Consider the following 21,435-nt stretch of genomic DNA (forward strand, 5'->3'; position numbering starts at 1 on the left):
AAGGAGAATGCTATAATTTACCTGAATGTCTATGGGGAAGGGGTACTTCAGATGAAAAAAAGACGGTTTTTCATACGGACGGGCATTCTCCTCGTGATGCTTGCTGCACTATGTTATACAATGTATAACTCAGTATTTGCCAAACAGGATCGAGTCAAAGAAGGATCTATTGCGCCAAACTTTGTCCTTCAATCTGTCGAGGGGGATCGGATTGAGTTAAAGGACTTAAAAGGCAAAGGTGTCTTTCTTAATTTTTGGGGTACATGGTGTGGTCCGTGTAAACAAGAATTTCCTTATATGGCGAATCAATATGAAGTGTTCAAGGATCGCGGTGTGGAAATTGTTGCAGTCAATGTTGCGGAATCCAAGATTGCCGTGAAAAATTTTATGGAATCCTATGGCGTGAATTTTCCTGTTGCCATGGACAAAGATCGTCAAGTGACAGAGGCATATGATATTACGCCGCTGCCAACCACATTTTTAATCAGTCCTGAAGGCAAGGTAATCAAAGTCATAAAAGGAACGATGACAGAACGTAATGTCTATGAATATATGAATTTGATTAAACCAAAGGGGTCATAGAATGAAAGAGGTAAAGTGCGAGTGTGGACATATTAATCCAATCGGTACTGTTCTATGTGAATCATGCGGGAATCCCATTGCGGCTAAAGAGAAAAACTCTTCAAAGCTGCTTGATATGAGATATGACGGCAGTGCAAGACGCTCGCAAACATACAACAAAACGATTGTTGATAAAGTATGGAACTTTTTTTCTTCCGTTAAAGTGGGTGTGTGGCTGATTGTCATTACACTGCTCGCTTCTTCGCTTGGAACGATTTTTCCGCAGGAGCGATTTATTCCGCCAGGTGCATCTGCTTCCACGTATTATGAAGAGCAATATGGATCGTTTGGCAAACTGTATTACACACTTGGATTCCATGATCTTTATAATTCTTGGTGGTTTTTAGCTCTTGTCGCATCTATCGGAATCTCCCTTGTTATTTGCAGTCTCGACCGTGTTATTCCTCTTTATCGAGCACTCAAAAACCAAGGGGTTATCAAAAAAGAAGGCTTTATGAGAAGACAGCGTCTGTTTAGCGAGACAGACAAAACATTAGATCAGCATACATATGAAGGCATCATAAGAGCAATGAAACAAAAGCGTTACCGCGTGCGAGAAGAAAATGGGCATATTTTAGCCGAAAAAGGACGTTTTTCACGCTGGGGACCTTACGTCAATCACATTGGACTAATCATCTTTCTCATTGGAGCGATGCTCCGGTTTGTCCCGGGCATGTACGTGGATGAAACGCTGTGGGTCAGAGAAGGGGAAACTGCACCAATTCCAGGTACGGATGGTCAATACTTCTTGAAAAATAATGCGTTTTCAATTGATCGCTATGAAACTGGAAATGAAAAAGAAGTGTTTGAGAATGCCATTGAAAAAGCTGGCGATGGTCAAGTGGTGAAAAGCTATAAAACGGATGCCGTTTTATACAAACGTGAAGGAGAAGTTGTATTTGGTGAAAAGCCCAAGCTGAAGCAGGTAACAGAACACGATATCAAAGTGAATGAACCGCTCAAGTTTGACAATTTCTCATTATATCAAGTGGATTTTAAGCAAAATGAACTCGATCAAATGGTCTTTCAGCTGATTCGTAAAGATACAGAAAAATCTTTCGGTACAGTGAAGATTAATCTGCTGGAGCCTAAGTCAGAATATGATCTTGGTAGCGGTTACAAAGTCAAGGTGATGAGCTATCTGCCTGATTTTTATTTTGACGATGATGGAACGCCAAGTACGAAAACAAGAAATCCGAATAATCCTGCTTTCGTGTTTGAAATGATTTCTCCTGAAAAACCTAAAGGTGAAAAAAGCTTTGTCGCCATTCAAGAGACAGTAGAGGGTTCTGATAACAATCTATATAAAATGAAGTTTGATCGGGTCGAAACGAAAAACGTCACAGGGTTAACAGTGAGAAAGGATTTAACACTTGGCGTGCTCATAGTAGGCGGAATCATCTTCATGATTGGTGTCGTGCAGGGGATGTATTGGCAGCATAGAAGAATCTGGCTGTCGGCAAAGGATGGAAAAGTATTGGTGGCAGGACATACAAACAAAAACTGGTTCGGCTTAAAGTCCGATCTTAGTGTGTTACTGCACGGCAGTGGCATCAAACAGCCAGTTGATCAAAAAGAACTGCCTGATACAACAAGTATCAGCAAAAGCAAGGGGGAAGGATTAGATGGCGGCAGTCAGTGAAAATCTGTTATTTGCAGCTTTTCTATTTTATTTAGCGGCAGTTCCTTTTTTTGGTGGTGCCATTAAGGGAAAAAAGAAAGAAGAAGGACCGCGCAGGAATAAGGCGGCACTCATTGGCATTACGCTTACCATCATCGGTTTTTTGAGCCAGTTGGGCTATTTTATTTCAAGATGGATCGCATCTGGTCATGCACCAGTCAGTAATTTGTTTGAGTTCACAACGGCTTTTGGCATGATGCTGGTGCTTGCATTCATCATTTTATATTTTGTGTATCAAGTGTCTGTACTTGGTTTATTCACACTTCCAATCGCTTTATTGATTATTGCCTATGCAAGTATGTTCCCATCAGATATTTCACCGCTGATTCCTTCACTTCAAAGTAATTGGCTTTATATTCACGTGACAACAGCAGCACTTGGCCAAGCCATTTTAGCCATCAGCTTTGTGGCAGGTGTCATCTTTCTATTAAAGCATGTGGATCAAACAAAGCCAGGGAAGAAGACGTTTGGTTTAGAGCTTGTCATGTTTATGATTGTGGTCACACTTGCATTTATCGCTGTCACGTCTATCTTTAGAATGACAGGATATGAAGCGACATTTAATTGGATCGATAAAAATAAAGAAAAAAGTGAGATGGTCTATGAGCTGCCAGCTCTTGTCGGACCTCATAAAGGGGAGCTTGTGACGGAAGATCGTTTGGAACCGTTTGTTGAGCTGCCGCCTGTTTTTTCGGGTAGAAAGGTCAATACGGTGTTATGGTCATTTGGCGTAGGGCTGATCATATACGGACTCATTCGATTGATCATTCGCAAACGACTGAGCGCACTGCTTCAACCGCTAGTGAAACAGGTGAACCTAGATTTAGTTGATGAAATTGGGTATAGGGCGGTTTCGATTGGTTTCCCTGTATTTGCGTTAGGCGGGCTGATCTTTGCCATGATCTGGGCGCAAATTGCATGGACTAGGTTTTGGGGCTGGGACCCGAAGGAAGTATGGGCATTGATTACGTTTCTCTTTTATGCTGCCTATCTTCATCTTCGCTTGTCGCGAGGCTGGCATGGTGAAAAGTCCGCTTGGCTTGCTGTGATCGGCTTCGCCATTATTATGTTTAATCTCATCTTTGTCAACCTTGTCATTGCGGGGCTTCATTCTTACGCATAATCACAAGGAAAAGCCAACTTTTATGATTCAATTCGGCTTTTTGTTAAAATGAATGTAACAACGGAGAAAGCAGGAGGACTGTCTAATGGAACACACAACTCAAACGAAAATATTAGTCGTAGATGATGAGGCAAGAATTCGCCGCCTTTTAAAAATGTATTTAGAACGTGAAAAATATGAAATCGATGAAGCGGAAAATGGAGATGAGGCGATTCAAAAAGGGCTTCAAACCGATTACGACCTCATTTTGCTCGATTTAATGATGCCTGGTACAGATGGAATCGAAGTGTGTAATCAAATTCGAGACAAAAAAGCGACTCCAATCATTATGCTGACGGCAAAAGGAGAAGAAGCCAACCGCGTTCAAGGATTTGAGGCAGGAACGGATGACTACATCGTCAAACCTTTCAGCCCGCGTGAAGTGGTTTTACGTGTAAAGGCATTGCTAAGAAGATCGTCTCAAACGTCTTATTTGAATACTGGGACAACAACAAAGGATGTTCTTGTGTTTTCTCATCTTTCTATTGACCATGATGCACATAGAGTGACGGCTGATGGCAAAGAAGTCAGCCTCACGCCGAAGGAATATGAGCTTTTATATTTCCTTGCAAAAACACCAGATAAGGTCTATGACAGAGAAAAGCTACTAAAAGAAGTATGGCAATATGAATTCTTTGGAGACTTACGAACAGTCGATACCCATGTCAAACGACTTCGTGAAAAACTGAATAAAGTGTCACCAGAAGCAGCGAAAAAAATCGTAACTGTATGGGGTGTCGGGTACAAATTTGAGGTCGGCGCTGAATGAAACTGTGGAAAAGTGTTGTAGGAAAGCTATGGTTAACCATTCTTTTCCTCGTCCTGATCGTTTTATCTATTTTAACTGTGCTTCTTTTAGAGTTCATTGAGAATTATCATGTAGAAGAAGCAAAATCTGATTTAACACAAATGGCAAACAAAGTAGCGGTCATTTTAGAAAGCCATGAGGATCAATCGCTTGCAAGGTCGATTACATCAGAGCTCGCTGACAAATTGACGAGTATTGCGATCATCCAAGAGGACGGGCTAGAGTGGTATTCGTCTGAAAAAGACGGCAAGCTTCCTGCGATTACAAAGAAACAAATTGAAGCAGACAGCGATTTAAATCAAGCACTGCAAGATCGTAAAAAAATCAGTAAACGTGCAGAACCTGATGCAGGCAATCAAAAAGATGAACGGATTGTAGTCGGTGTTCCATATGAGGCGAACGGAAAAAAAGGCATGGTCTTTCTTTCTCAGTCACTCCTCGCTGTAGAACAAACAACGAAACATACGACACGCTACATCTTTTTAGCCGCCGGAATTGCGATTGTACTGACCACTATATTCGCTTTCTTCTTGTCAACACGTGTCACCTATCCTCTCAGAAAGATGAGAGAGGGTGCACAAGATTTGGCGAAAGGGAAATTTGATACAAAGATTCCTATTTTAACGCAAGATGAAATTGGAGAACTGGCGATCGCCTTTAATCAAATGGGGAAGCAGCTTAAATTCCATATCACAGCCTTAAATCAAGAAAAAGAACATTTATCTAATATTTTAAGCAGTATGGCTGATGGCGTCATCACCATCAATATTGATGGAACGATCTTGATGACAAATCCTCCAGCAGAACGATTTTTGCAGGCATGGTATTACGAGCAAAATATGAAGATCAAAGATGGAGATGAACTGCCGCCAGAAGCGCGCGAGCTATTTCATACAGCTGTCAGCACAGAAAAAGAGCAAATGATCGAAGTTACGCTGCAAGGGCGTACTTGGGTTCTTCTCATGTCTCCGCTGTATAATCAGCAGGATGTCAGGGGAGCAGTTGCAGTCCTTCGTGATATGACGGAGGAACGAAGACTAGATAAGCTGAGAAAAGACTTCATTGCCAATGTCAGTCATGAACTTCGTACGCCAATTGCCATGCTGCAAGGGTACAGTGAGGCGATTGTAGATGATATTGCAGGATCAGAAGAGGAAAAGAAAGAGATTGCGCAAATTATCTATGATGAATCACTTCGAATGGGACGACTTGTAAATGATCTTCTAGATCTAGCGAGAATGGAAGCAGGTCATATTACACTGAATCTTGAATCAACAGATACGGAAGAGCTGACAGAGAAGATCTACCGTAAGTTTCTCGGGATTGCGAAAGAAAAACAAATCGACCTTACGTATGATATTCAAGTGGATGAACCGAACTTTGTATTCGATCCAGATAAGATTGAGCAAGTGTTTACGAATCTCATTGATAATGCCATTCGTCATACACCAGAGGGCGGCGAGGTTCACTTCTCGGTTCAATCGGTGGAAAACGGACTGAAAATGGATGTAAAAGATTCGGGGAGTGGAATTCCGGAAGAGGATCTGCCCTTTATTTTCGAACGCTTCTATAAAGCCGATAAAGCAAGGACAAGAGGACGTTCTGGTACTGGACTTGGCCTTGCGATTGTGAAGAACATCGTCGAGGCGCATCAAGGCTCTATACATGCTCATAGCAAAGCGGGTGCAGGTACACACTTCACATTCTATATTCCGAGAAAAAAGCAGGAACTCGTCTAATCTTGACGAAGAATCTTGTTACATGAGAAACACTTCTTTTCGTAAAGAAAATGAAGTGTTTTTTCTATTTTCAAATTTTTAAGGAGAAGTTAAACAAAAAGCCCTTTCCAAACTGTCGAACTTGTAATATATTTGTCATAAAGTTGTAATGTAACGTTTTATAAGAGTCACTCGACAAAAATAAGTGAACGGAGGGGTTTCCTATGCATGAAACCTTTCAAAAAATATATGATTCGTACCATCAAGATTTGTACCAGTTTTTATTTTATATGGTTAAAGATAAAAATCAGGCAGAGGATCTCGTACAGGAGGTTTACATTCGGGTACTTCACTCATATAAAACTTTTGAAGGAAGAAGCAGCGAGAAAACATGGCTGTTTTCAATTGCAAGGCATGTAGCGATTGACTGGTTTCGCAAACAGCAAACCATAAGACAACGGGTACTCGGCACGTTTGATTGGGATAAGCAGGATGTAAAAGACCCAGACTTGCTCCCAGACGAACTGGCTGTACAGGATGAAAATACTAAAGAAATTTATGCCGCGCTTGATCACTGCACGATTGATCAAAGAGCTGTCATCATTTTAAGGTTTATCCAGGGCTACTCAATCATGGAGACGGCAAAGGCGCTAAAGTTCTCGGAAAGCAAAGTTAAAACAACGCAGCACCGAGGCCTGAAAGTGCTCCGAAAACATATGGAGCTTTTGAAGGAGGAGCTAGTGAATGAAAACGAACAGGTCCGATTGGAGCGAAGAACGAATCAAGGTGTTACTAAGTCAGCTTCCAAAGGTGGAGGACAACCGTTCATCTAAGCAGATATACCAGCAGGTGCTGATGGCAAGCGGGAAGAAAAAGAAAAGTGTCAAATGGATCGGTCCAGCGGTGGCAACCGTTGTAGTTTTATTTATGGCGTTTTTAATTTCTCCTCATTTATTTCAGCCGGCTGCTCAAGAACAGCATAAACAGATGAAAATGGAATCAAGTGCTGACAAAGGACAGGCAAATGCCACATTAGAGCCGGTCAAACAGGCAAATGGTACCACACACGTTGTTTCTCATGAAGACAAGCAAAAGTATATGACGGTTGCATACATAGATGAATCGACATCTCAAGTGGTTCCCATAAGTATTGAAAAAGAGAATGAACATGGCCATTTGCAGGAAATGATGAACACATATGAACAGGTGCAGCTGCCTGAAATGACAAAGCCTCTTCAATCATATCTTGAGATGGTGGACCTTCGTGAAAATGGGAATACACTTGTTTTTCAGTTAAAAAATGATTTGTCCCTTGATACGATAAAGGAAGCCAATCGATTTAAAGATATGGTAAAAGAAACGCTCAAATGGAGCAGGTATAAACAAGTGGAGGTCAGGTCAGTCAAAGGCTCTCATCTTCAATTAGGGACTAGCAGCTTTGGCACGATATCAATTGATAAACAAACGAGGAAAGCTTATTACGTGCTAGAAAATAAGAGCGGGACTTTTTTGGTGCCCTCAAAAACACATTATTCTACTTATGAAGAAGCGGTAGAGGCCATGAAACGCACGAGTGATTCTGGACTTGAACCATTAATTAAAGAAGAACCCATTAAAGAAGTGACATCAAAAGGTAAGCATGTAACCATCACGTTTGGAGCATCAGCACAATTATCGGACTCAATTAATCATACTCTACTCATTGAAGGTCTGCTGCTCACAGCGAAAGATTTTGGTTTTACAGATGTCACCATTCAATATGCAGGAACAGATCAAGTAGGACCATATGAATTAAATGAACCAATAGAGGTACCGGCTCTGCCGAATCCAGTTGTCATAAAAGAACGTTAAAGGACGCAAGCATTTCATTGCGTTCTTTTTTGATGTATAGAAAATGGTCTTCTTGCTGTATACTAAGCTGTCATGAAAAGAACCTCAAAGAAGGGGAGTCACTGATGAAAAGGTATTGCTTCATAGGTGCCAGCTTTTTGCTCTTGATCTTAGCGCCATTTGCCCATGCGCAGAAGACAACCGAATGGGTGGAACCAGTGAAAGGAGAAGTCACTGACTTGTTTGGGACAAGGGGCGGCTCGCATAAGGGATTAGATATAGCTGCGCCAGAAGGAGAATCCATTTTTGCTGCAAGTGAAGGTGTGGTCACGCGTTCGTATGTATCGGCTACATATGGAGAAGTTGTATTTATTCAGCATCCAAACGGATATGAAACTGTCTATGCTCATTTACACGAGCGTTTTGTGAAAAAGGGTGAGCATGTACAAGCGGGACAGCCGATTGGCATAATTGGCAACACAGGGGCCTCCAGAGGCACTCATTTGCATTTTGAAGTACATCGTGGCAATTGGTCAGTCAGCAAAAAGGATGCAATAGATCCGCTCAAAATGATTGCTGTGGAACGTTTCCAAGAGCCGGCTCTTCATGTAAATGGACATGAAAAAAATACATATGTCATTAAACAAGGGGATACCCTTTGGTCGATAGCAAAGGCGCACGATATGACTGTGGAACAATTGAAAAAGATCAATGAGCTGACCACTCACCTCATTCGAACAGGAGACCGTTTAATGGTTTCAACTAAATAAACCTCATGCTTTTGCATGAGGTTTATCACAGTTTTTTTATAGATCAATCAGTCGGACAGAAAGAATATCCTGCACTTCAGTTAATTTTTTCACAATTTCGTCCTCAAGATGCTTGTCAAAAGAAAGCATCATAATGGCTTCGCCGCCTTTTTCTTTACGTCCCACCTGCATTGTTGCGATGTTGACATCATGGTCGCCTAAAATCTGTCCAACCTTTCCAATCACACCAGGTGCATCTGTATGCTGGATATAGACAAGGTGTCCATCTGGGTAAAAATCAATATTAAAGCCATTAATAGAAACAACGCGTTCCCCTAAATGCGGAATGTAAGTCGCTTTTAGAGTAAAGGTTGAAAGATCACCTTTGACTTCAATAGAAATACTGTTCTCGTAACCAGATTCGCCGGAAGAGATTTTTTCACTAAAGCTAATGCCTCGTTCTTTTGCGACCATTCCAGCATTTACTTCATTCACAGTCGAATCAACACGCTCTTTTAAAAACCCTGACAGGAGACTCTTTGTGATAAAGGATGTTTCGAGTTTTGAAATAGAGCCTTCGTAAGAAATGCCTACTTCTTTTACAGGTTCTCTCATGGATTGAGAGACAAGACGTCCAAGTTTTCCTGCAAATTGATGATAAGGCTGAATCTTTTTGAACTCGTCTTTTGTCATCGCTGGTAGATTAATAGATGACATGACAGGAAGACCTTTTGCAAATTGAAGGACTTCTTCAGATACTTGCGCCGCTACATTTAATTGTGCTTCTTTTGTAGAGGCACCAAGATGCGGAGTTGCAATGACGTGTGGATGATCCACAAGCGGATTATCAGTTGGCGGTTCTACCTCGAATACATCGAGTGCAGCTCCTGCCACATGGCCGCTTTCAAGTGCCTCAAGAAGGTCAGCTTCGTCAATAATGCCGCCGCGCGCACAGTTTACAAGGCGAACACCTTTTTTCGTTTTTGCAATCGTTTCTTTATTGAGAAGTCCTCGTGTTTCTTTTGTTAATGGCGTATGTACAGTAATAATATCTGATACTTCGAGTACTTCATCAAGTGATTTCGCATTGACGCCAATTTTTTCTGCACGTTCCTTTGTGAGAAATGGGTCAAACACGTTGACTGTCATGCCAAATGCTCTTGCACGCTGGGCGATTTCACTTCCGATTCTGCCTAAGCCGACAATCCCAAGAGATTTTCCGTAAAGCTCAGCACCAACATAAGCACCTCTGTTCCATTCTTTTGATTTGACAGAAATATTGGCCTGCGGAATATGACGCATAAGTGATGAAATCATAGCAAACGTATGCTCAGCTGTCGAGATCGTATTACCGTTTGGTGCATTGATTACAATGACGCCATGCTTGGTCGCTTCATCAATGTCAATATTGTCTACTCCCACACCGGCACGGCCGACAATTTTTAATGAAGTCATTTTTTCATAAAGCTCTTTCGTTACTTTCGTGGCACTTCTGACAAGTAAGGCATCAAACGTGTGTAATTCATCTTCTGCTTCTGCTACATTTTTTTGGACAATTTCAACAAAATCTGATTCTAAAAGTGGTAGAAGACCATCATTGCTCATCTTATCTGAGACTAATACTCGAAACATCGTAAGATTTCCTCCTAAAATAAACGTCATAAATATCTGATAATTTACCATATTCCTTTTCACTGTGTCAATCAAATTAAAGCAGTAAAGTGAAAAAGAAAACACGAACATTTCTTTGTGTCTTTATAAAGAATGAACACCTTTAAACAAAAGATAACCAATTTTTGCGCATTTGTCATTATAATTTTTGTGTTTTTTACGATTTCTTAAAACTGATAAATTTGCTCAGGATTTTTATCTGTACAAATGCTCATATATCATATATAATGATGTCGAATTGAATAATGATCAATCTTCGGGGCAGGGTGTAATTCCCTACCGGCGGTGATGAGCATAGTCTCTAAGCCCGCGAGCCTTTTTGGCAGGATTCGGTGTGATTCCGAAGCCGACAGTATAGTCTGGATGGGAGAAGATGGAGGTTCGTAAACGTTGAAAACATTGATGTTCACACGTTTATTTGTCTAGCCCAATTTCCCCGCTCCTGTTTTCAAGGGCGGTTTTTTTGTGGCTAAAATGGAACAATCCTCTTTTCGAAAGATTTGATCGAAAAGGAGAGAGAATATTGAATCAAAGTAAAGTAAAGCGTTTAGTTGTTACCAGTATGCTCAGCAGTATTTCGTTTGTGTTAATTTTATTGGATTTTCCTTTCCCGGGTCTTCCAGCGTATTTGAAAATTGATTTCAGTGATATCCCGGCGATTATTGCGATTTTAATTTATGGACCGGGTGCAGGGATTGCTGTTGAGGCATTAAAAAATGTACTGCATTACCTCATTCAAGGCAGTATGTCCGGTGTTCCTGTTGGGCAAGTCGCGAACTTCATTGCAGGCACATTATTTATCTTGCCAGTCGCCTTTATGTTCAAAAAAATCAAATCAGCAAAAGGGATGGCATGGTCTATGATCGCGGGTACATTGCTTATGACTGTGATGATGAGTATTTTAAATTACTTCTTATTCCTGCCAGCTTACACATGGTTCTTAAACGCGCCAGAACTATCTGATCATGCGCTCAAGACGACCATTACAGCAGGGATCTTACCATTTAACTTTATTAAAGGAATCATCATTACCATCGTGTTTAGCCTCATTTTTGTGAAAATGCGTCCATGGTTTGAAAATAAACGCCGACTTCAAAATAGTTAATATAAAAAAAGCCCCTGCATAAGGGGCTTTTATACTATTCGTGCTTAAGCGGGTCACCATCGAAAGATTCGTCCGCAACTTTGATTGAATCTGTTGGACATCCTTCAAATGCATCAAGCATATCTTCTTCAAGCACTTCTGGAACTTCTACAGTCCCTTGGTTGTCATCAAGCGTAACAAATGCAATGCCTTCATCATCATAATCATAAATGTCTGGAGCAGCTGCACCGCATGCGCCGCAAGCAATACATGTGTCTTTGTCTACAATTGTATATTTTGCCATGTTAAAAAAATACCTCCCAGATTGTTCGATGGAACAAATGGTCTAACCTTTTTAGTTTCACCGATAAAAAACAATTTCCTCAAACCTTATTGTAATGATTTTAATTTCACATTTCAACTGTAAAGTGATTGAGAATGCTTATCACATAAGGGTTTGTTCATAACTTTCCCCCACAAATTGAGTTTAAACATTTCTTCTTCTATGAAATCTGTTAAAATAAAGGGAGAAAATATTCGAATTTTGTCAGGAAGACAGGTGCTTTGGCGAATGACTCTTCATTACTTGGATGTCATGTTAATGGACAGCGTACATAAATTGAACGGCGAACGCTCCATAAGTGCTGTCTACCATCTTTTTAAAGGAAAAAAATCATCACAAACCATACAGGATGCCAGTTTGTTTCAGCTTTCAAAGTATTTCGGCTGTTACCCGGGGTTTACGAGGAATCAGCTGAATCGCTCTACTATAAAACTTGACGAAAAGCACTACATCAAAAAAACAGGGGAGACATTCACTGTTACAGATGCAGGACAGCATATGCTAAACCAGTATTTCTCAGAAAAACCGATGCCCGCTTATTTTCATGGTGCCAAATATCATGATAAAGCAAAGGTACTATGGATGAGGCTCTCGTTACTTGTACAAGTGCTGTCTCACCATCTGGCTGGATCGCATCAATATGTCCCAATACAAAGAGATGTATCTGTACAAAGCTGGACGAAATCCTTCTTAAAACAGCATCACGAGAAGAATAAGCTTTCGGAAGAGCTGCATCATGAACTCGAAAAGCTCCTTAGCCGTATAAGTGATCAAGAGGCGCTGATATTTGTTTATTCATTGACCTCAAATGAAAGAATTGGGCGTACGTATCAGCAAATGGCAGAGTGGCTAAAAGAAGATGTGTGGTATGTGTACCTGCTTTTTTGGAATGTCCTCCATTATTTTATTCATGTTGCCCAAAAAGGTGAAGCGCAGGTCATGCAGCAGCTCGTAGTTGACCTTGAATTCAAACGCGTGCTAACAACCTCTACCCATAAAACGCTCGAGCTTGTGCAAAAGGGCTATGATATTGATCAGATTGCTCACATTCGTTCATTAAAAAAGGCAACGATCGAAGACCATATTGTCGAGCTTTCCATACATGAACCGAGCTTCTCAATAGAGCCGTATGTGAGCGAAGAAGAGCAGCAGGCCATTCATGCAGTAGCCAGGGAGCTTCAAACAAATAAAATGAAGCTGATTAAAGAAAAACTCGAACATCCATTTACTTATTTTCAAATACGATTGGCTCTGACAAGGATGGTGAAAGCAAATGGATAAGCTTCATCAGACGCTCATGCGATATTTTGGTTACGACTCATTTAAGGCAGGTCAAGAGGACATTATTCAAAGTGTACTGAATCAGAAAGATACGGTTGCCATGCTGCCTACTGGCGGCGGAAAGTCCATCTGCTATCAAATTCCCGGCTATATGACTGAAGGATTAGTTCTCATTATTTCGCCGCTGTTATCGCTTATGGAGGATCAAGTCGAACGAATGAAAATGCGCGGAGAAAAACGAGTGGCGGCATTGAACAGCACATTGTCTTTTCAGGAGAGACGGCATATCATTCGGCATTTGCCATCATATAAGTTTTTATTTGTCGCGCCTGAGGCATTAATGTCAGAGGTGCTGCTAGAACAGCTCAAATCGATGCACATTGGTCTGTTCGTCGTCGATGAAGCCCATTGTATATCGGAATGGGGGCATGATTTCCGTCCGGAATATTCCAAGCTGGGAGAATGGAGAGAAGCGTTAGGTCATCCTGTCGCATTAGCACTGACGGCAACAGCAACGAAACAAACGCTAAAAGATACCGTGCAAACGTTAAGATTGCAGCATCCAGACTTTCATATCCATTCTGTCAACCGGCCAAACATCGCATTAGTCAAAGAAGCGCACGAAACGAAAGAAGCAAAAGAGAAACGGGCCGTTGAGTTTGTGGAATTCCTGCAAAGCCCTGGCCTGATTTATTGCCCGACCCGGCAAATGACAGAAGATATGGCGCTCATAATGAAACAAAAAACCCATCAGCGTGTAGAGTATTACCATGGCGGGATGGATGCAGGAGACCGTATGCTTATTCAGCAGCAATTTATCAGCGGACAGCTTGACCTCATTTGTTGTACAAGTGCTTTTGGAATGGGAATTGATAAAGCAGATATACGATTTGTTATTCATATGAGCCCGCCGCAGTCAATTGAAGCATTTATGCAGGAAATTGGAAGAGCAGGACGGGACGGGAAAAAGAGTGTCAGCATTCTTTTATATACAGAAGAGGATGCGGACATTCAACAGCATTTAATACAAGCAGAGGGCTTTGATGAGCCAGAAATTAATTTCTTCTTAGCTAGGCTGACACAAATGCAGACAAATGATGAAAAGAAATTACGTGAACAATTGATGGAATCAGGGCTTCAGGAGACACGTGCAAGAATGCTGATCCATTATTACAGGATGTATCAGTCTGACGAGCCGCGTGTGCTCCTGGTGAAACTGAAAGAGAAATTGCAGGACAGACAAACAGAAAAACTGAGAAAAGTGTGGCAATTTAAAGAGCGAATCACAGATCATAGCTGCTTTAGACAATCTCTGTTATCATACTTTTACGAACAGCTTGATCAAACGGAGAGCGCATCCTCTGGCAGCTGCTGCTCTTCTTGCGGACTTGACCTGTCTGATTATGAAAAAAAAGATCAACCATTGGAGCTGAATGAAATGAAACACTGGAAGATCGTGCTGGATCGTATGTTTCATCTGACAAAAGAGGCGCAGCATTGATTGAACAACATCGCCGGATCATCGAAAAATTAACCGATCGACAAGTGGTAGAACAGCTGTATTTCACGCAGCTGCTGATGCTGGTCATTTCCTTTTTACTAGGTATATTTATGTTCGATCATTGGACAGATTTTACATCCCTTTGGGAGATCCAAGATGCGCGGATACTGACTTATGGAATTGGCGGCGCTGTGCTTGTGATCATCGTGGATGCGATTGTCATGAAGGTGTTTCCTGCTCATATGTATGATGATGGCGGTTTAAATGAAAAAATGTTCAAAAACCGCAGCATCCCGCATATTGTTTGGTTAACACTGCTCATCGCCTTTTCAGAGGAAATTCTATTCCGAGGGATCGTCCAGCAGCAATTTGGATTGGAAATTGCCAGTATTGTGTTTGCGCTCCTTCACTTTCGCTACTTATCAAAAATACTCTTGTTTATCCTTGTGGTTTCTATTAGTATTTTTTTAGGACTTTTATACGAGTGGACGGGGAATTTATTTGTTCCTGTCATGACCCATTTTGTCATTGACTTAGTCTTTGCTTGTCAAATTCGTTTGAAATATAGGGGGAGGGATGAACATGGAAGAAATGTCGAGAATGAAGAGAAAGAAGGAGCAGCTGACAAACATCCATGATGATGATGCAGAGGAAATTTTTGAAGAAGAAGTTCAGCCTTCAGATGACTCTCACTTTCCTACAAGAGAAGATTTCCATGAATATAAAAAGCAGCGCACGAAAAAGGTGCGAAATCCATTATTTACAACACTGGCTATTATCTTTCCTATTATCGTTGTCACAGTGTTCTTCCTTTTGATCTACTACACATCAAAGGAAATCAACCATAATAATAATCAAGATGTATATAATATTGATTCTACATCAAGTGCTGACACAGACCCAGTCCCGTCAGCACTTGTCGAAACGAAAAATGATTCTAATACTGATAAAGCGGATGCGTCTGATGATGAGAAGCAAAAAAAAGAGGAAGAAAAACAGCGATTGAAAGAAAAAGCTGAACAGAAGAAAAAAGAAAAAGCTGCTAAAGAGAAAGAAGAGCGTGAACAAGCAGCGAAAGAAAAAAAAGAACGCGAGAGAGCTGAAGCTGCCAAAAAGCGTGAACAGCAGCAGCTAGCCTTGCAAAAGCAACAGGAAGAGAAAAAAAGAAAAGAAGCCGAAGAGAAAAAGCAGCAGGAAGAAAAGCCAGTCCGTGTCGTACAGCACACTGTTGGTCCAGAGGAAAACCTGTATCGAATTTCAATGAAGTATTACAAAAACCGTTCGGGTGAAGAGAAAATTAGAGCCTATAATCATTTAAAAGGTAACAGCGTGTACAGTGGTCAAGTGCTAAATATTCCACTAGAAAACTAATCACCTGACATGAATGGAGAAGCACGCACATACATATGTAGAAAAAAGGGACAGGGTGTATGTGATGACATTGCACACAATCAGCCGATATATGGATCAGCCGACACAGAAGATGATGGAAACATTGATCAAAAGAAAGCATAAATATGAGGGTTTTGCCAAGCAGTGCAAAAGATGGCAATGGACAGCCCTTCTATCGCTGGCCATTCTTTTGTTTTATTTTGTGATCACGGCAAATGCGGGAGGCGGCTCGCTTCAGCCGGAAGCCATGATTGCAACACTGCTTGGTCATGAAGTATTTCTGTTTTGGATCATGGCCGAGGTCTTTGCTTTTTACGCCTCTTATTACTATAAGAAAAAAGAAGAAAAGGCTGAGGATGAATATCATCGGCTTAGATGTGAAATTATACAAAAAAGCACAGATTTATGGCCTCAATCAAATCAGTGGAAAGAGCGCGAGACGGTTTTTCACTTTATGCAGAAGCAATATGACATTAATCTCTATTATGAAAGTAAATAAATGAGAAAAAAGACGTTTAACAGTTGAAACGTCTTTTTTCTTTCAAGCGTCTTATGAAAGAAAGATACGTAAGGGAGCCATTTGTGATGAAATATGCCATCGGATTTACTGCCGCCATTGCGGCTGTTACAACAGGTGTGTGTGTAACGGCAAAAATGGTGAAAACGGCAAAACAAAACAACATCAAAAAGCATTATTTTACAATAGAAGCACTTCAATCAGATCGGCCTGCTGTCATTTTCTTTATTTCTGATACACACAGACGTCTCATCAGTGACACTTTATTAGCAGAAATCAGACAGGAAGAGCCAGATGTGATTATGATTGGCGGAGATTTAGCAGAAAAAGGTGTACCCTATGCAAGGATTGAAGAAAATGTGAAACGTTTATCAAGAATTGCGCCGGTTTATTTTGTTTGGGGAAATAATGATCATGAGCTGCACCAGCAAAGGTTTAAAGAGATTCTTCATGCATACAATGTCACGACTTTGCAAAATGAAACGGCTGTATGGAATTTCGAAGGCCAGCGAATCAAAATCGGAGGAATTGATGATATTCGGCTTGAAAAAGCAGATTATGAAGCCATACGGCCTGAGTTTGTGAAAGATGATGTCAATATTCTCTTATCACACAATCCAGATGTACATCATTTGATGAGTGAAGAAGAGGGAATCGACCTTGTCCTGAGCGGTCATACGCATGGGGGGCAGATCCGAATTGGGAAATTTGGTCCATATGAAAAAGGAAGAACAGGCCAGGTCAAGGGTGCGTTCTTTCTCATTAGTAATGGCTACGGGACAACAAAAATTCCCATGCGTCTCGGAGCAGAACCAGAAACCCATCTGATCTATTTAATGCCTCTAAAAACACGTTAACTTGCGGCACCCTCAATATTTTCCATAAAAGTCACCGTAAGCATAGCTTCATGCTTGTCTTCCGTCTTGACACAGTGTAAACTGAATACAAAATTAAGAACCTATGACTCATCATCTCATATACTACAGTATGATGTGTGTTTAGAAGAGGCAGGAGGGAACGTTATGCGACTGGAGCGTCTGAATTATAATAAAATCAAAATTTTTCTCACACTAGATGACCTGACAGACCGAGGTCTTACGAAAGAAGACCTTTGGAAAGATTCGTTCAAAGTCCATCAGCTGTTTAAAGACATGATGAACGAAGCGAATCAGGAGCTCGGTTTTGAAGCGAATGGACCGATTGCAGTTGAAGTATTTTCTCTTCAGGCGCAGGGGATGGTCGTCATTGTCACAAAGAGTCAGCAGGAAGATGCTGATGATGAGTTTGATGAAGATTACATTGAGATGCAAGTCAAGCTCGACGAGAGTAAGCATGTGCTCTATCAATTTGCCTCGTTTGAAGATGTGATTCAACTGTCCCATAGTTTAAGTCGTATTGGACTTTTAGGGGGTACAGTTTACCATTATGAAGGTCAATATTATCTCAGCCTGGATGATGTTGGAGAATTATCTGCTGATACAGTCATTTCGATTTTAGCAGAGTTTGGTTCACCTACGACACTCACCATTCACCGGCTAAAAGAATATGGAAAAGTGATCATGCAAGAAGATGCTGTGAAAACGATTCAAATGTATTTTTAATCACTTTTTTCTATTATATTTAATACTGTTGTGATGAAACAACAGTATTTTTTTATATCCTTTTTTATATTTATAAACGCTGATATTTTATTTTGATAAAAAACGCTTTTTACCTTTGCTTTACCAGTACGAAGGTGTATACTATTGCTTGAAAGGGAGCAGTAGATCATGAAAGATTTCTAGGGGGTTTATTTTAATGGCAGCCGATCAAAACGCCGCTCATAACGCAGAAGATAAGCTAGATGTTTTAAAGTCAACTCAAACCGTCATACATAAAGCGCTAGACAAATTAGGGTATCCGCAGGAAGTGTATGAATTGCTGAAGGAGCCAATTCGTCTATTAACGGTCAAAATTCCAGTACGTATGGATGATGGATCGGTGAAAATTTTCACTGGTTACCGTGCACAGCACAATGATGCTGTCGGTCCAACAAAAGGCGGAATCCGTTTCCACCCGAACGTTACGGAAAAAGAAGTAAAAGCGCTTTCAATTTGGATGAGTTTAAAATGTGGAATTGTGGATCTTCCTTATGGCGGAGGAAAAGGCGGTATTATCTGTGATCCAAGAGAAATGTCATTCAGAGAGCTTGAAAAACTAAGCCGCGGCTATGTTCGCGCCATCAGTCAAATTGTTGGACCAACAAAAGATGTTCCAGCACCAGACGTGTTTACGAACTCTCAAATTATGGCATGGATGATGGATGAATATTCTAGAATTGATGAGTTTAACTCGCCAGGATTTATTACAGGAAAACCAATTGTTCTTGGAGGATCACACGGACGTGATACTGCAACAGCAAAAGGTGTGACGATCTGCATCAAAGAAGCGGCGAAGAAAAAAGGAATTGACATTAACGGAGCTCGTGTTGTCGTACAGGGATTCGGGAATGCAGGAAGCTACTTAGCTAAATTCATGTATGATGCTGGAGCAAAAATCGTAGGGATTTCAGATGCATACGGCGGATTATACGATGAAGATGGTCTAGACATTGACTACTTGCTTGACCGACGTGACAGCTTTGGAACCGTCACTAAACTATTTAACGATACAATTACAAACCAAGAGCTGCTTGAGCTGGATTGTGATATCTTAGTACCTGCAGCCATTGAAAACCAAATCACAGAAGATAATGCGGCAAACATTAAAGCCAAAATTGTCGTAGAAGCAGCAAATGGTCCAACGACACTGGAAGGAACCAAAATTCTTTCAGATCGTGGTGTACTGCTTGTTCCAGACGTGCTTGCGAGCGCGGGTGGTGTAACTGTTTCTTACTTTGAATGGGTTCAGAATAACCAAGGGTTTTACTGGACAGAAGAAGAAGTTGAAACTCGTTTAGAAGATATGATGGTGAAATCATTTAATAATATTTATGAAATGGCGCAAAACCGCCGAATTGATATGCGTCTTGCTGCATATATGGTCGGTGTACGTAAAATGGCTGAAGCTTCTCGATTCAGAGGCTGGATTTAAGCGGCTGATTTGCATCGCGCCTTAAAATCTCCTATCCTTAAATAGGAGATTTTTTTATGGAATGGAACAAAGAATCAAACAGCCCAGCAATTGTTATTGCAGTGAAATGACAGGAGTGGAACAAATGAAACAAGAAAAAGCGATCATAATAGGAGGCGGCCCCTGCGGGTTATCAGCTGCCATCGCATTCAAGCAAATTGGGATTGATGCACTTGTGATTGAAAAGGGGAATGTCGTGAACAGTATTTATCATTACCCAACACATCAAACCTTTTTTAGTACAAGTGAAAAACTTGAAATCGGTGATGTCGCTTTTATTACTGAGAACCGTAAGCCCGTTCGTATTCAGGCACTTTCTTATTACCGAGAGGTCGTCAGACGAAAAAAACTGCGTGTGCATGCTTTTGAAAAAGTAAACGCCGTGACGAAACAAGATGGCCGTTTTACGGTGAGTACATCAAAAGACGACTATTCATGTGATTACGTCGTCATTGCGACTGGCTATTATGATCATCCAAACTATATGAATGTCAAAGGAGAAGACCTTCCCCACGTATATCACTATTTTAAAGAAGGACATCCATATTTTGATAAAGATGTGACGGTGATCGGCGGAAAGAACTCCAGTGTGGATGCTGCGCTAGAACTTGTGAAATGCGGAAGCAGAGTCACTGTGCTGTATAGAGGAACCGAATATTCATCCAGCATCAAGCCTTGGATTTTGCCAGAGTTTGAAGCGCTTGTCCGTAATGGAACGATTCGAATGGAGTTTGGCGCGCAGGTGAAAGAAATCACAGAAGAAGATGTGATTTTTACAAACCAGCAAGATCAAACGGATCGAGTGAAAAGTGACTATGTATTTGCTATGACTGGCTATCACCCAGATCATTCTTTCTTAGAAAAAATGGGTGTCAAGATTGATCCAGAATCAGGCCGTCCAGCATTTGATGAACAGACGATGGAAACGAATGTTGAAGGTATTTTCATTGCGGGAGTCATTGCTGCTGGTAATAATGCCAATGAAATTTTCATCGAAAATGGAAGATTTCATGGCGGACTCATTGCAGAAGAAATCAACAAAAGAATGAACGGATAAAAAAAGAACTGAACCCTTCAAAGGGGTTCGGTTCTTTTTTATATAAATTGGGATTATATAGAAAGATATTTTTAGAAAAATGGGCCCGAGTCATATAAAAAAAGGGTAAATCATGGTACGATAATGAAGGATAATGTAGGGAAAGAGGTCTGGTTATGATCGCAATCATCTCAGCAGGTTTAGCTCCCGGCATCGCACTTTTAAGTTATTTTTATTTGAAAGATCAGTACGACAATGAGCCGGTTCACATGGTCATCAGATCTTTTATGCTAGGTGTCATACTTGTGTTTCCAACCATGTTTATTCAATATGTCCTTCAAGAGGAAAATATCGCAACAAACCCTATCTTGATTTCATTTGTGACGTCGGGCTTTTTAGAGGAATCATTAAAATGGTTTATTTTAATGGTCAGCGTTTATGCACATGCCCAGTTTGACGAACACTATGACGGAATTGTGTATGGAACGAGTGTCTCACTTGGTTTTGCAACACTTGAAAATATCCTTTACTTAGTCGGTCACGGGGTCGAATATGCGTTTACCCGTGCTTTATTACCTGTATCAAGTCACGCATTATTTGGTGTTGTGATGGGTTTTTATATCGGAAAAGCCCGCTTCTCTGATAAAAAAGAGCAGCGCAAATGGCTGATCCTTTCTTTAACGCTCCCTGTGCTGTTTCACGGCCTGTATGATTTCATTCTATTAGGGATGAAAAACTGGGGATATATCATGGTGCCGTTCATGATTTTTTTATGGTGGTTTGGTTTAAGGAAAGCAAAAAAAGCCCGTGCGGTAAAAATGGTGCAAATTTAATTTTGGAAAACGTCCTATTTGTTTATAGGGCGTTTTTTTGTCTTTTCCATCCAATTCTCTCCTGTGTTGAATGTATAAAAATAGGGATCGGAAGAAA

Annotated in this window: 21 protein-coding genes and 1 riboswitch; of the genes, 19 read left to right on the forward strand and 2 right to left on the reverse strand. The window is 40.9% G+C overall.

The annotated features are described in order from the left end of the window. Positions 1 to 51: 51 nt before the first annotated feature. From resA to BAE31_RS17470, 8 genes are all read left to right on the forward strand, one after another. Positions 52 to 582, forward strand: a complete 531-nt coding sequence (gene resA, locus BAE31_RS17435; RefSeq protein WP_076841001.1) for a thiol-disulfide oxidoreductase ResA — start codon at positions 52 to 54, stop codon at positions 580 to 582. A gap of 1 nt (position 583) precedes the next feature. Beyond that, positions 584 to 2,263, forward strand: a complete 1,680-nt coding sequence (gene resB / locus BAE31_RS17440; RefSeq protein ID WP_076841002.1) for a cytochrome c biogenesis protein ResB — start codon at positions 584 to 586, stop codon at positions 2,261 to 2,263. Beyond that, positions 2,247 to 3,425, forward strand: coding sequence for a c-type cytochrome biogenesis protein CcsB (gene ccsB / locus BAE31_RS17445; RefSeq protein WP_024428071.1), 1,179 nt, complete (start codon positions 2,247 to 2,249; stop codon positions 3,423 to 3,425). The genes resB and ccsB overlap by 17 nt, the downstream gene beginning before the upstream one ends. 85 nt (positions 3,426 to 3,510) lie before the next feature. Continuing rightward, positions 3,511 to 4,233, forward strand: a complete 723-nt coding sequence (locus BAE31_RS17450) for a response regulator transcription factor (protein WP_075623424.1) — start codon at positions 3,511 to 3,513, stop codon at positions 4,231 to 4,233. Then, positions 4,230 to 6,011 (forward strand): ATP-binding protein, encoded by a 1,782-nt coding sequence (locus tag BAE31_RS17455; RefSeq protein WP_076841003.1) that lies wholly within the window; start codon positions 4,230 to 4,232, stop codon positions 6,009 to 6,011. The genes BAE31_RS17450 and BAE31_RS17455 overlap by 4 nt, the downstream gene beginning before the upstream one ends. Positions 6,012 to 6,214: 203 nt before the next feature. Beyond that, a complete protein-coding gene (gene sigX / locus BAE31_RS17460) occupies positions 6,215 to 6,823 on the forward strand; it encodes an RNA polymerase sigma factor SigX (RefSeq protein WP_024422837.1) in 609 nt (202 codons plus the stop codon). Further along, positions 6,735 to 7,841 (forward strand): sigma X negative regulator, encoded by a 1,107-nt coding sequence (locus BAE31_RS17465; protein WP_076841004.1) that lies wholly within the window; start codon positions 6,735 to 6,737, stop codon positions 7,839 to 7,841. Before sigX ends, BAE31_RS17465 begins: the two co-directional genes overlap by 89 nt. Before the next feature lie 104 nt (positions 7,842 to 7,945). After that, entirely contained in the window at positions 7,946 to 8,590 is a 645-nt protein-coding gene (locus tag BAE31_RS17470; protein ID WP_076841005.1) for a peptidoglycan DD-metalloendopeptidase family protein, read from the forward strand. A 36-nt stretch (positions 8,591 to 8,626) separates the two neighbouring features. Here BAE31_RS17470 and serA read toward each other — a convergent pair whose 3' ends face one another. Beyond that, positions 8,627 to 10,201: a phosphoglycerate dehydrogenase gene (gene serA, locus BAE31_RS17475; RefSeq protein WP_076841006.1), complete on the reverse strand. Its 1,575-nt coding sequence runs from the start codon at positions 10,199 to 10,201 to the stop codon at positions 8,627 to 8,629. A 287-nt stretch (positions 10,202 to 10,488) separates the two neighbouring features. Continuing rightward, positions 10,489 to 10,619, forward strand: a riboswitch (FMN riboswitch). A gap of 144 nt (positions 10,620 to 10,763) precedes the next feature. Between serA and BAE31_RS17480 the strand changes: the two genes are divergently transcribed. After that, on the forward strand, positions 10,764 to 11,345 hold the full coding sequence (locus BAE31_RS17480) for an ECF transporter S component (protein ID WP_041109656.1): 582 nt from the start codon (positions 10,764 to 10,766) through the stop codon (positions 11,343 to 11,345). 34 nt (positions 11,346 to 11,379) lie between these two features. On the opposite strand, the gene BAE31_RS17485 is transcribed toward BAE31_RS17480, so the two are convergent. Further along, positions 11,380 to 11,628: a ferredoxin gene (locus BAE31_RS17485; protein WP_008361239.1), complete on the reverse strand. Its 249-nt coding sequence runs from the start codon at positions 11,626 to 11,628 to the stop codon at positions 11,380 to 11,382. A gap of 267 nt (positions 11,629 to 11,895) precedes the next feature. Here BAE31_RS17485 and BAE31_RS17490 point away from each other — a divergent pair, with 267 nt between their 5' ends. The 10 genes from BAE31_RS17490 to prsW all read left to right on the forward strand — a co-directional run bounded on the left by BAE31_RS17490 (position 11,896) and on the right by prsW (position 21,338). Next, entirely contained in the window at positions 11,896 to 12,948 is a 1,053-nt protein-coding gene (locus BAE31_RS17490) for a YpbB family protein (protein ID WP_076841007.1), read from the forward strand. Beyond that, positions 12,941 to 14,449: a RecQ family ATP-dependent DNA helicase gene (locus BAE31_RS17495; RefSeq protein WP_076841008.1), complete on the forward strand. Its 1,509-nt coding sequence runs from the start codon at positions 12,941 to 12,943 to the stop codon at positions 14,447 to 14,449. Before BAE31_RS17490 ends, BAE31_RS17495 begins: the two co-directional genes overlap by 8 nt. Then, a complete protein-coding gene (locus BAE31_RS17500) occupies positions 14,446 to 15,087 on the forward strand; it encodes a CPBP family intramembrane glutamic endopeptidase (protein ID WP_041109653.1) in 642 nt (213 codons plus the stop codon). Before BAE31_RS17495 ends, BAE31_RS17500 begins: the two co-directional genes overlap by 4 nt. Beyond that, a complete protein-coding gene (locus BAE31_RS17505; protein WP_041109652.1) occupies positions 15,032 to 15,820 on the forward strand; it encodes a LysM peptidoglycan-binding domain-containing protein in 789 nt (262 codons plus the stop codon). The genes BAE31_RS17500 and BAE31_RS17505 overlap by 56 nt, the downstream gene beginning before the upstream one ends. Positions 15,821 to 15,884: 64 nt before the next feature. After that, the gene (locus BAE31_RS17510) at positions 15,885 to 16,340 is read left to right on the forward strand and encodes a DUF2663 family protein (protein WP_041109651.1); all 456 of its coding nucleotides are present in this window, start codon (positions 15,885 to 15,887) and stop codon (positions 16,338 to 16,340) included. Positions 16,341 to 16,426: 86 nt separating this feature from the next. Then, a complete protein-coding gene (locus BAE31_RS17515; protein ID WP_076841009.1) occupies positions 16,427 to 17,215 on the forward strand; it encodes a metallophosphoesterase in 789 nt (262 codons plus the stop codon). A 165-nt stretch (positions 17,216 to 17,380) separates the two neighbouring features. Further along, positions 17,381 to 17,959 carry a genetic competence negative regulator gene (locus BAE31_RS17520; protein ID WP_024428080.1) on the forward strand — a complete coding sequence of 193 codons (579 nt, stop codon included), beginning with the start codon at positions 17,381 to 17,383 and terminating at the stop codon, positions 17,957 to 17,959. A 196-nt stretch (positions 17,960 to 18,155) separates the two neighbouring features. Beyond that, entirely contained in the window at positions 18,156 to 19,430 is a 1,275-nt protein-coding gene (locus BAE31_RS17525; protein WP_007500982.1) for a Glu/Leu/Phe/Val family dehydrogenase, read from the forward strand. Positions 19,431 to 19,554: 124 nt separating this feature from the next. Then, entirely contained in the window at positions 19,555 to 20,526 is a 972-nt protein-coding gene (locus tag BAE31_RS17530; RefSeq protein ID WP_041109649.1) for a YpdA family putative bacillithiol disulfide reductase, read from the forward strand. A gap of 155 nt (positions 20,527 to 20,681) precedes the next feature. Next, on the forward strand, positions 20,682 to 21,338 hold the full coding sequence (prsW, locus tag BAE31_RS17535; protein ID WP_024422824.1) for a glutamic-type intramembrane protease PrsW: 657 nt from the start codon (positions 20,682 to 20,684) through the stop codon (positions 21,336 to 21,338). Positions 21,339 to 21,435: the final 97 nt, after the last annotated feature.

Source organism: Bacillus sp. I-2, assembly GCF_001974945.1.
Lineage (GTDB): Bacteria > Bacillota > Bacilli > Bacillales > Bacillaceae > Bacillus > Bacillus safensis.

Bases quoted from the DNA above. Each gene is read 5' to 3' on its own strand.
- serA (WP_076841006.1), bottom strand. From the start codon at position 10,201: ATGTTTCGAGTATTAGTCTCAGATAAGATGAGCAATGATGGTCTTCTA.
- BAE31_RS17470 (WP_076841005.1), top strand. From the start codon at position 7,946: ATGAAAAGGTATTGCTTCATAGGTGCCAGCTTTTTGCTCTTGATCTTA.
- BAE31_RS17525 (WP_007500982.1), top strand. From the start codon at position 18,156: ATGGCAGCCGATCAAAACGCCGCTCATAACGCAGAAGATAAGCTAGAT.
- BAE31_RS17450 (WP_075623424.1), top strand. From the start codon at position 3,511: ATGGAACACACAACTCAAACGAAAATATTAGTCGTAGATGATGAGGCA.
- BAE31_RS17520 (WP_024428080.1), top strand. From the start codon at position 17,381: ATGCGACTGGAGCGTCTGAATTATAATAAAATCAAAATTTTTCTCACA.
- BAE31_RS17495 (WP_076841008.1), top strand. From the start codon at position 12,941: ATGGATAAGCTTCATCAGACGCTCATGCGATATTTTGGTTACGACTCA.
- prsW (WP_024422824.1), top strand. From the start codon at position 20,682: ATGATCGCAATCATCTCAGCAGGTTTAGCTCCCGGCATCGCACTTTTA.
- BAE31_RS17505 (WP_041109652.1), top strand. From the start codon at position 15,032: ATGGAAGAAATGTCGAGAATGAAGAGAAAGAAGGAGCAGCTGACAAAC.
- BAE31_RS17510 (WP_041109651.1), top strand. From the start codon at position 15,885: ATGACATTGCACACAATCAGCCGATATATGGATCAGCCGACACAGAAG.
- BAE31_RS17530 (WP_041109649.1), top strand. From the start codon at position 19,555: ATGAAACAAGAAAAAGCGATCATAATAGGAGGCGGCCCCTGCGGGTTA.
- resA (WP_076841001.1), top strand. From the start codon at position 52: ATGAAAAAAAGACGGTTTTTCATACGGACGGGCATTCTCCTCGTGATG.
- ccsB (WP_024428071.1), top strand. From the start codon at position 2,247: ATGGCGGCAGTCAGTGAAAATCTGTTATTTGCAGCTTTTCTATTTTAT.
- BAE31_RS17485 (WP_008361239.1), bottom strand. From the start codon at position 11,628: ATGGCAAAATATACAATTGTAGACAAAGACACATGTATTGCTTGCGGC.
- BAE31_RS17490 (WP_076841007.1), top strand. From the start codon at position 11,896: ATGACTCTTCATTACTTGGATGTCATGTTAATGGACAGCGTACATAAA.
- BAE31_RS17455 (WP_076841003.1), top strand. From the start codon at position 4,230: ATGAAACTGTGGAAAAGTGTTGTAGGAAAGCTATGGTTAACCATTCTT.
- sigX (WP_024422837.1), top strand. From the start codon at position 6,215: ATGCATGAAACCTTTCAAAAAATATATGATTCGTACCATCAAGATTTG.
- resB (WP_076841002.1), top strand. From the start codon at position 584: ATGAAAGAGGTAAAGTGCGAGTGTGGACATATTAATCCAATCGGTACT.
- BAE31_RS17465 (WP_076841004.1), top strand. From the start codon at position 6,735: ATGAAAACGAACAGGTCCGATTGGAGCGAAGAACGAATCAAGGTGTTA.
- BAE31_RS17515 (WP_076841009.1), top strand. From the start codon at position 16,427: ATGAAATATGCCATCGGATTTACTGCCGCCATTGCGGCTGTTACAACA.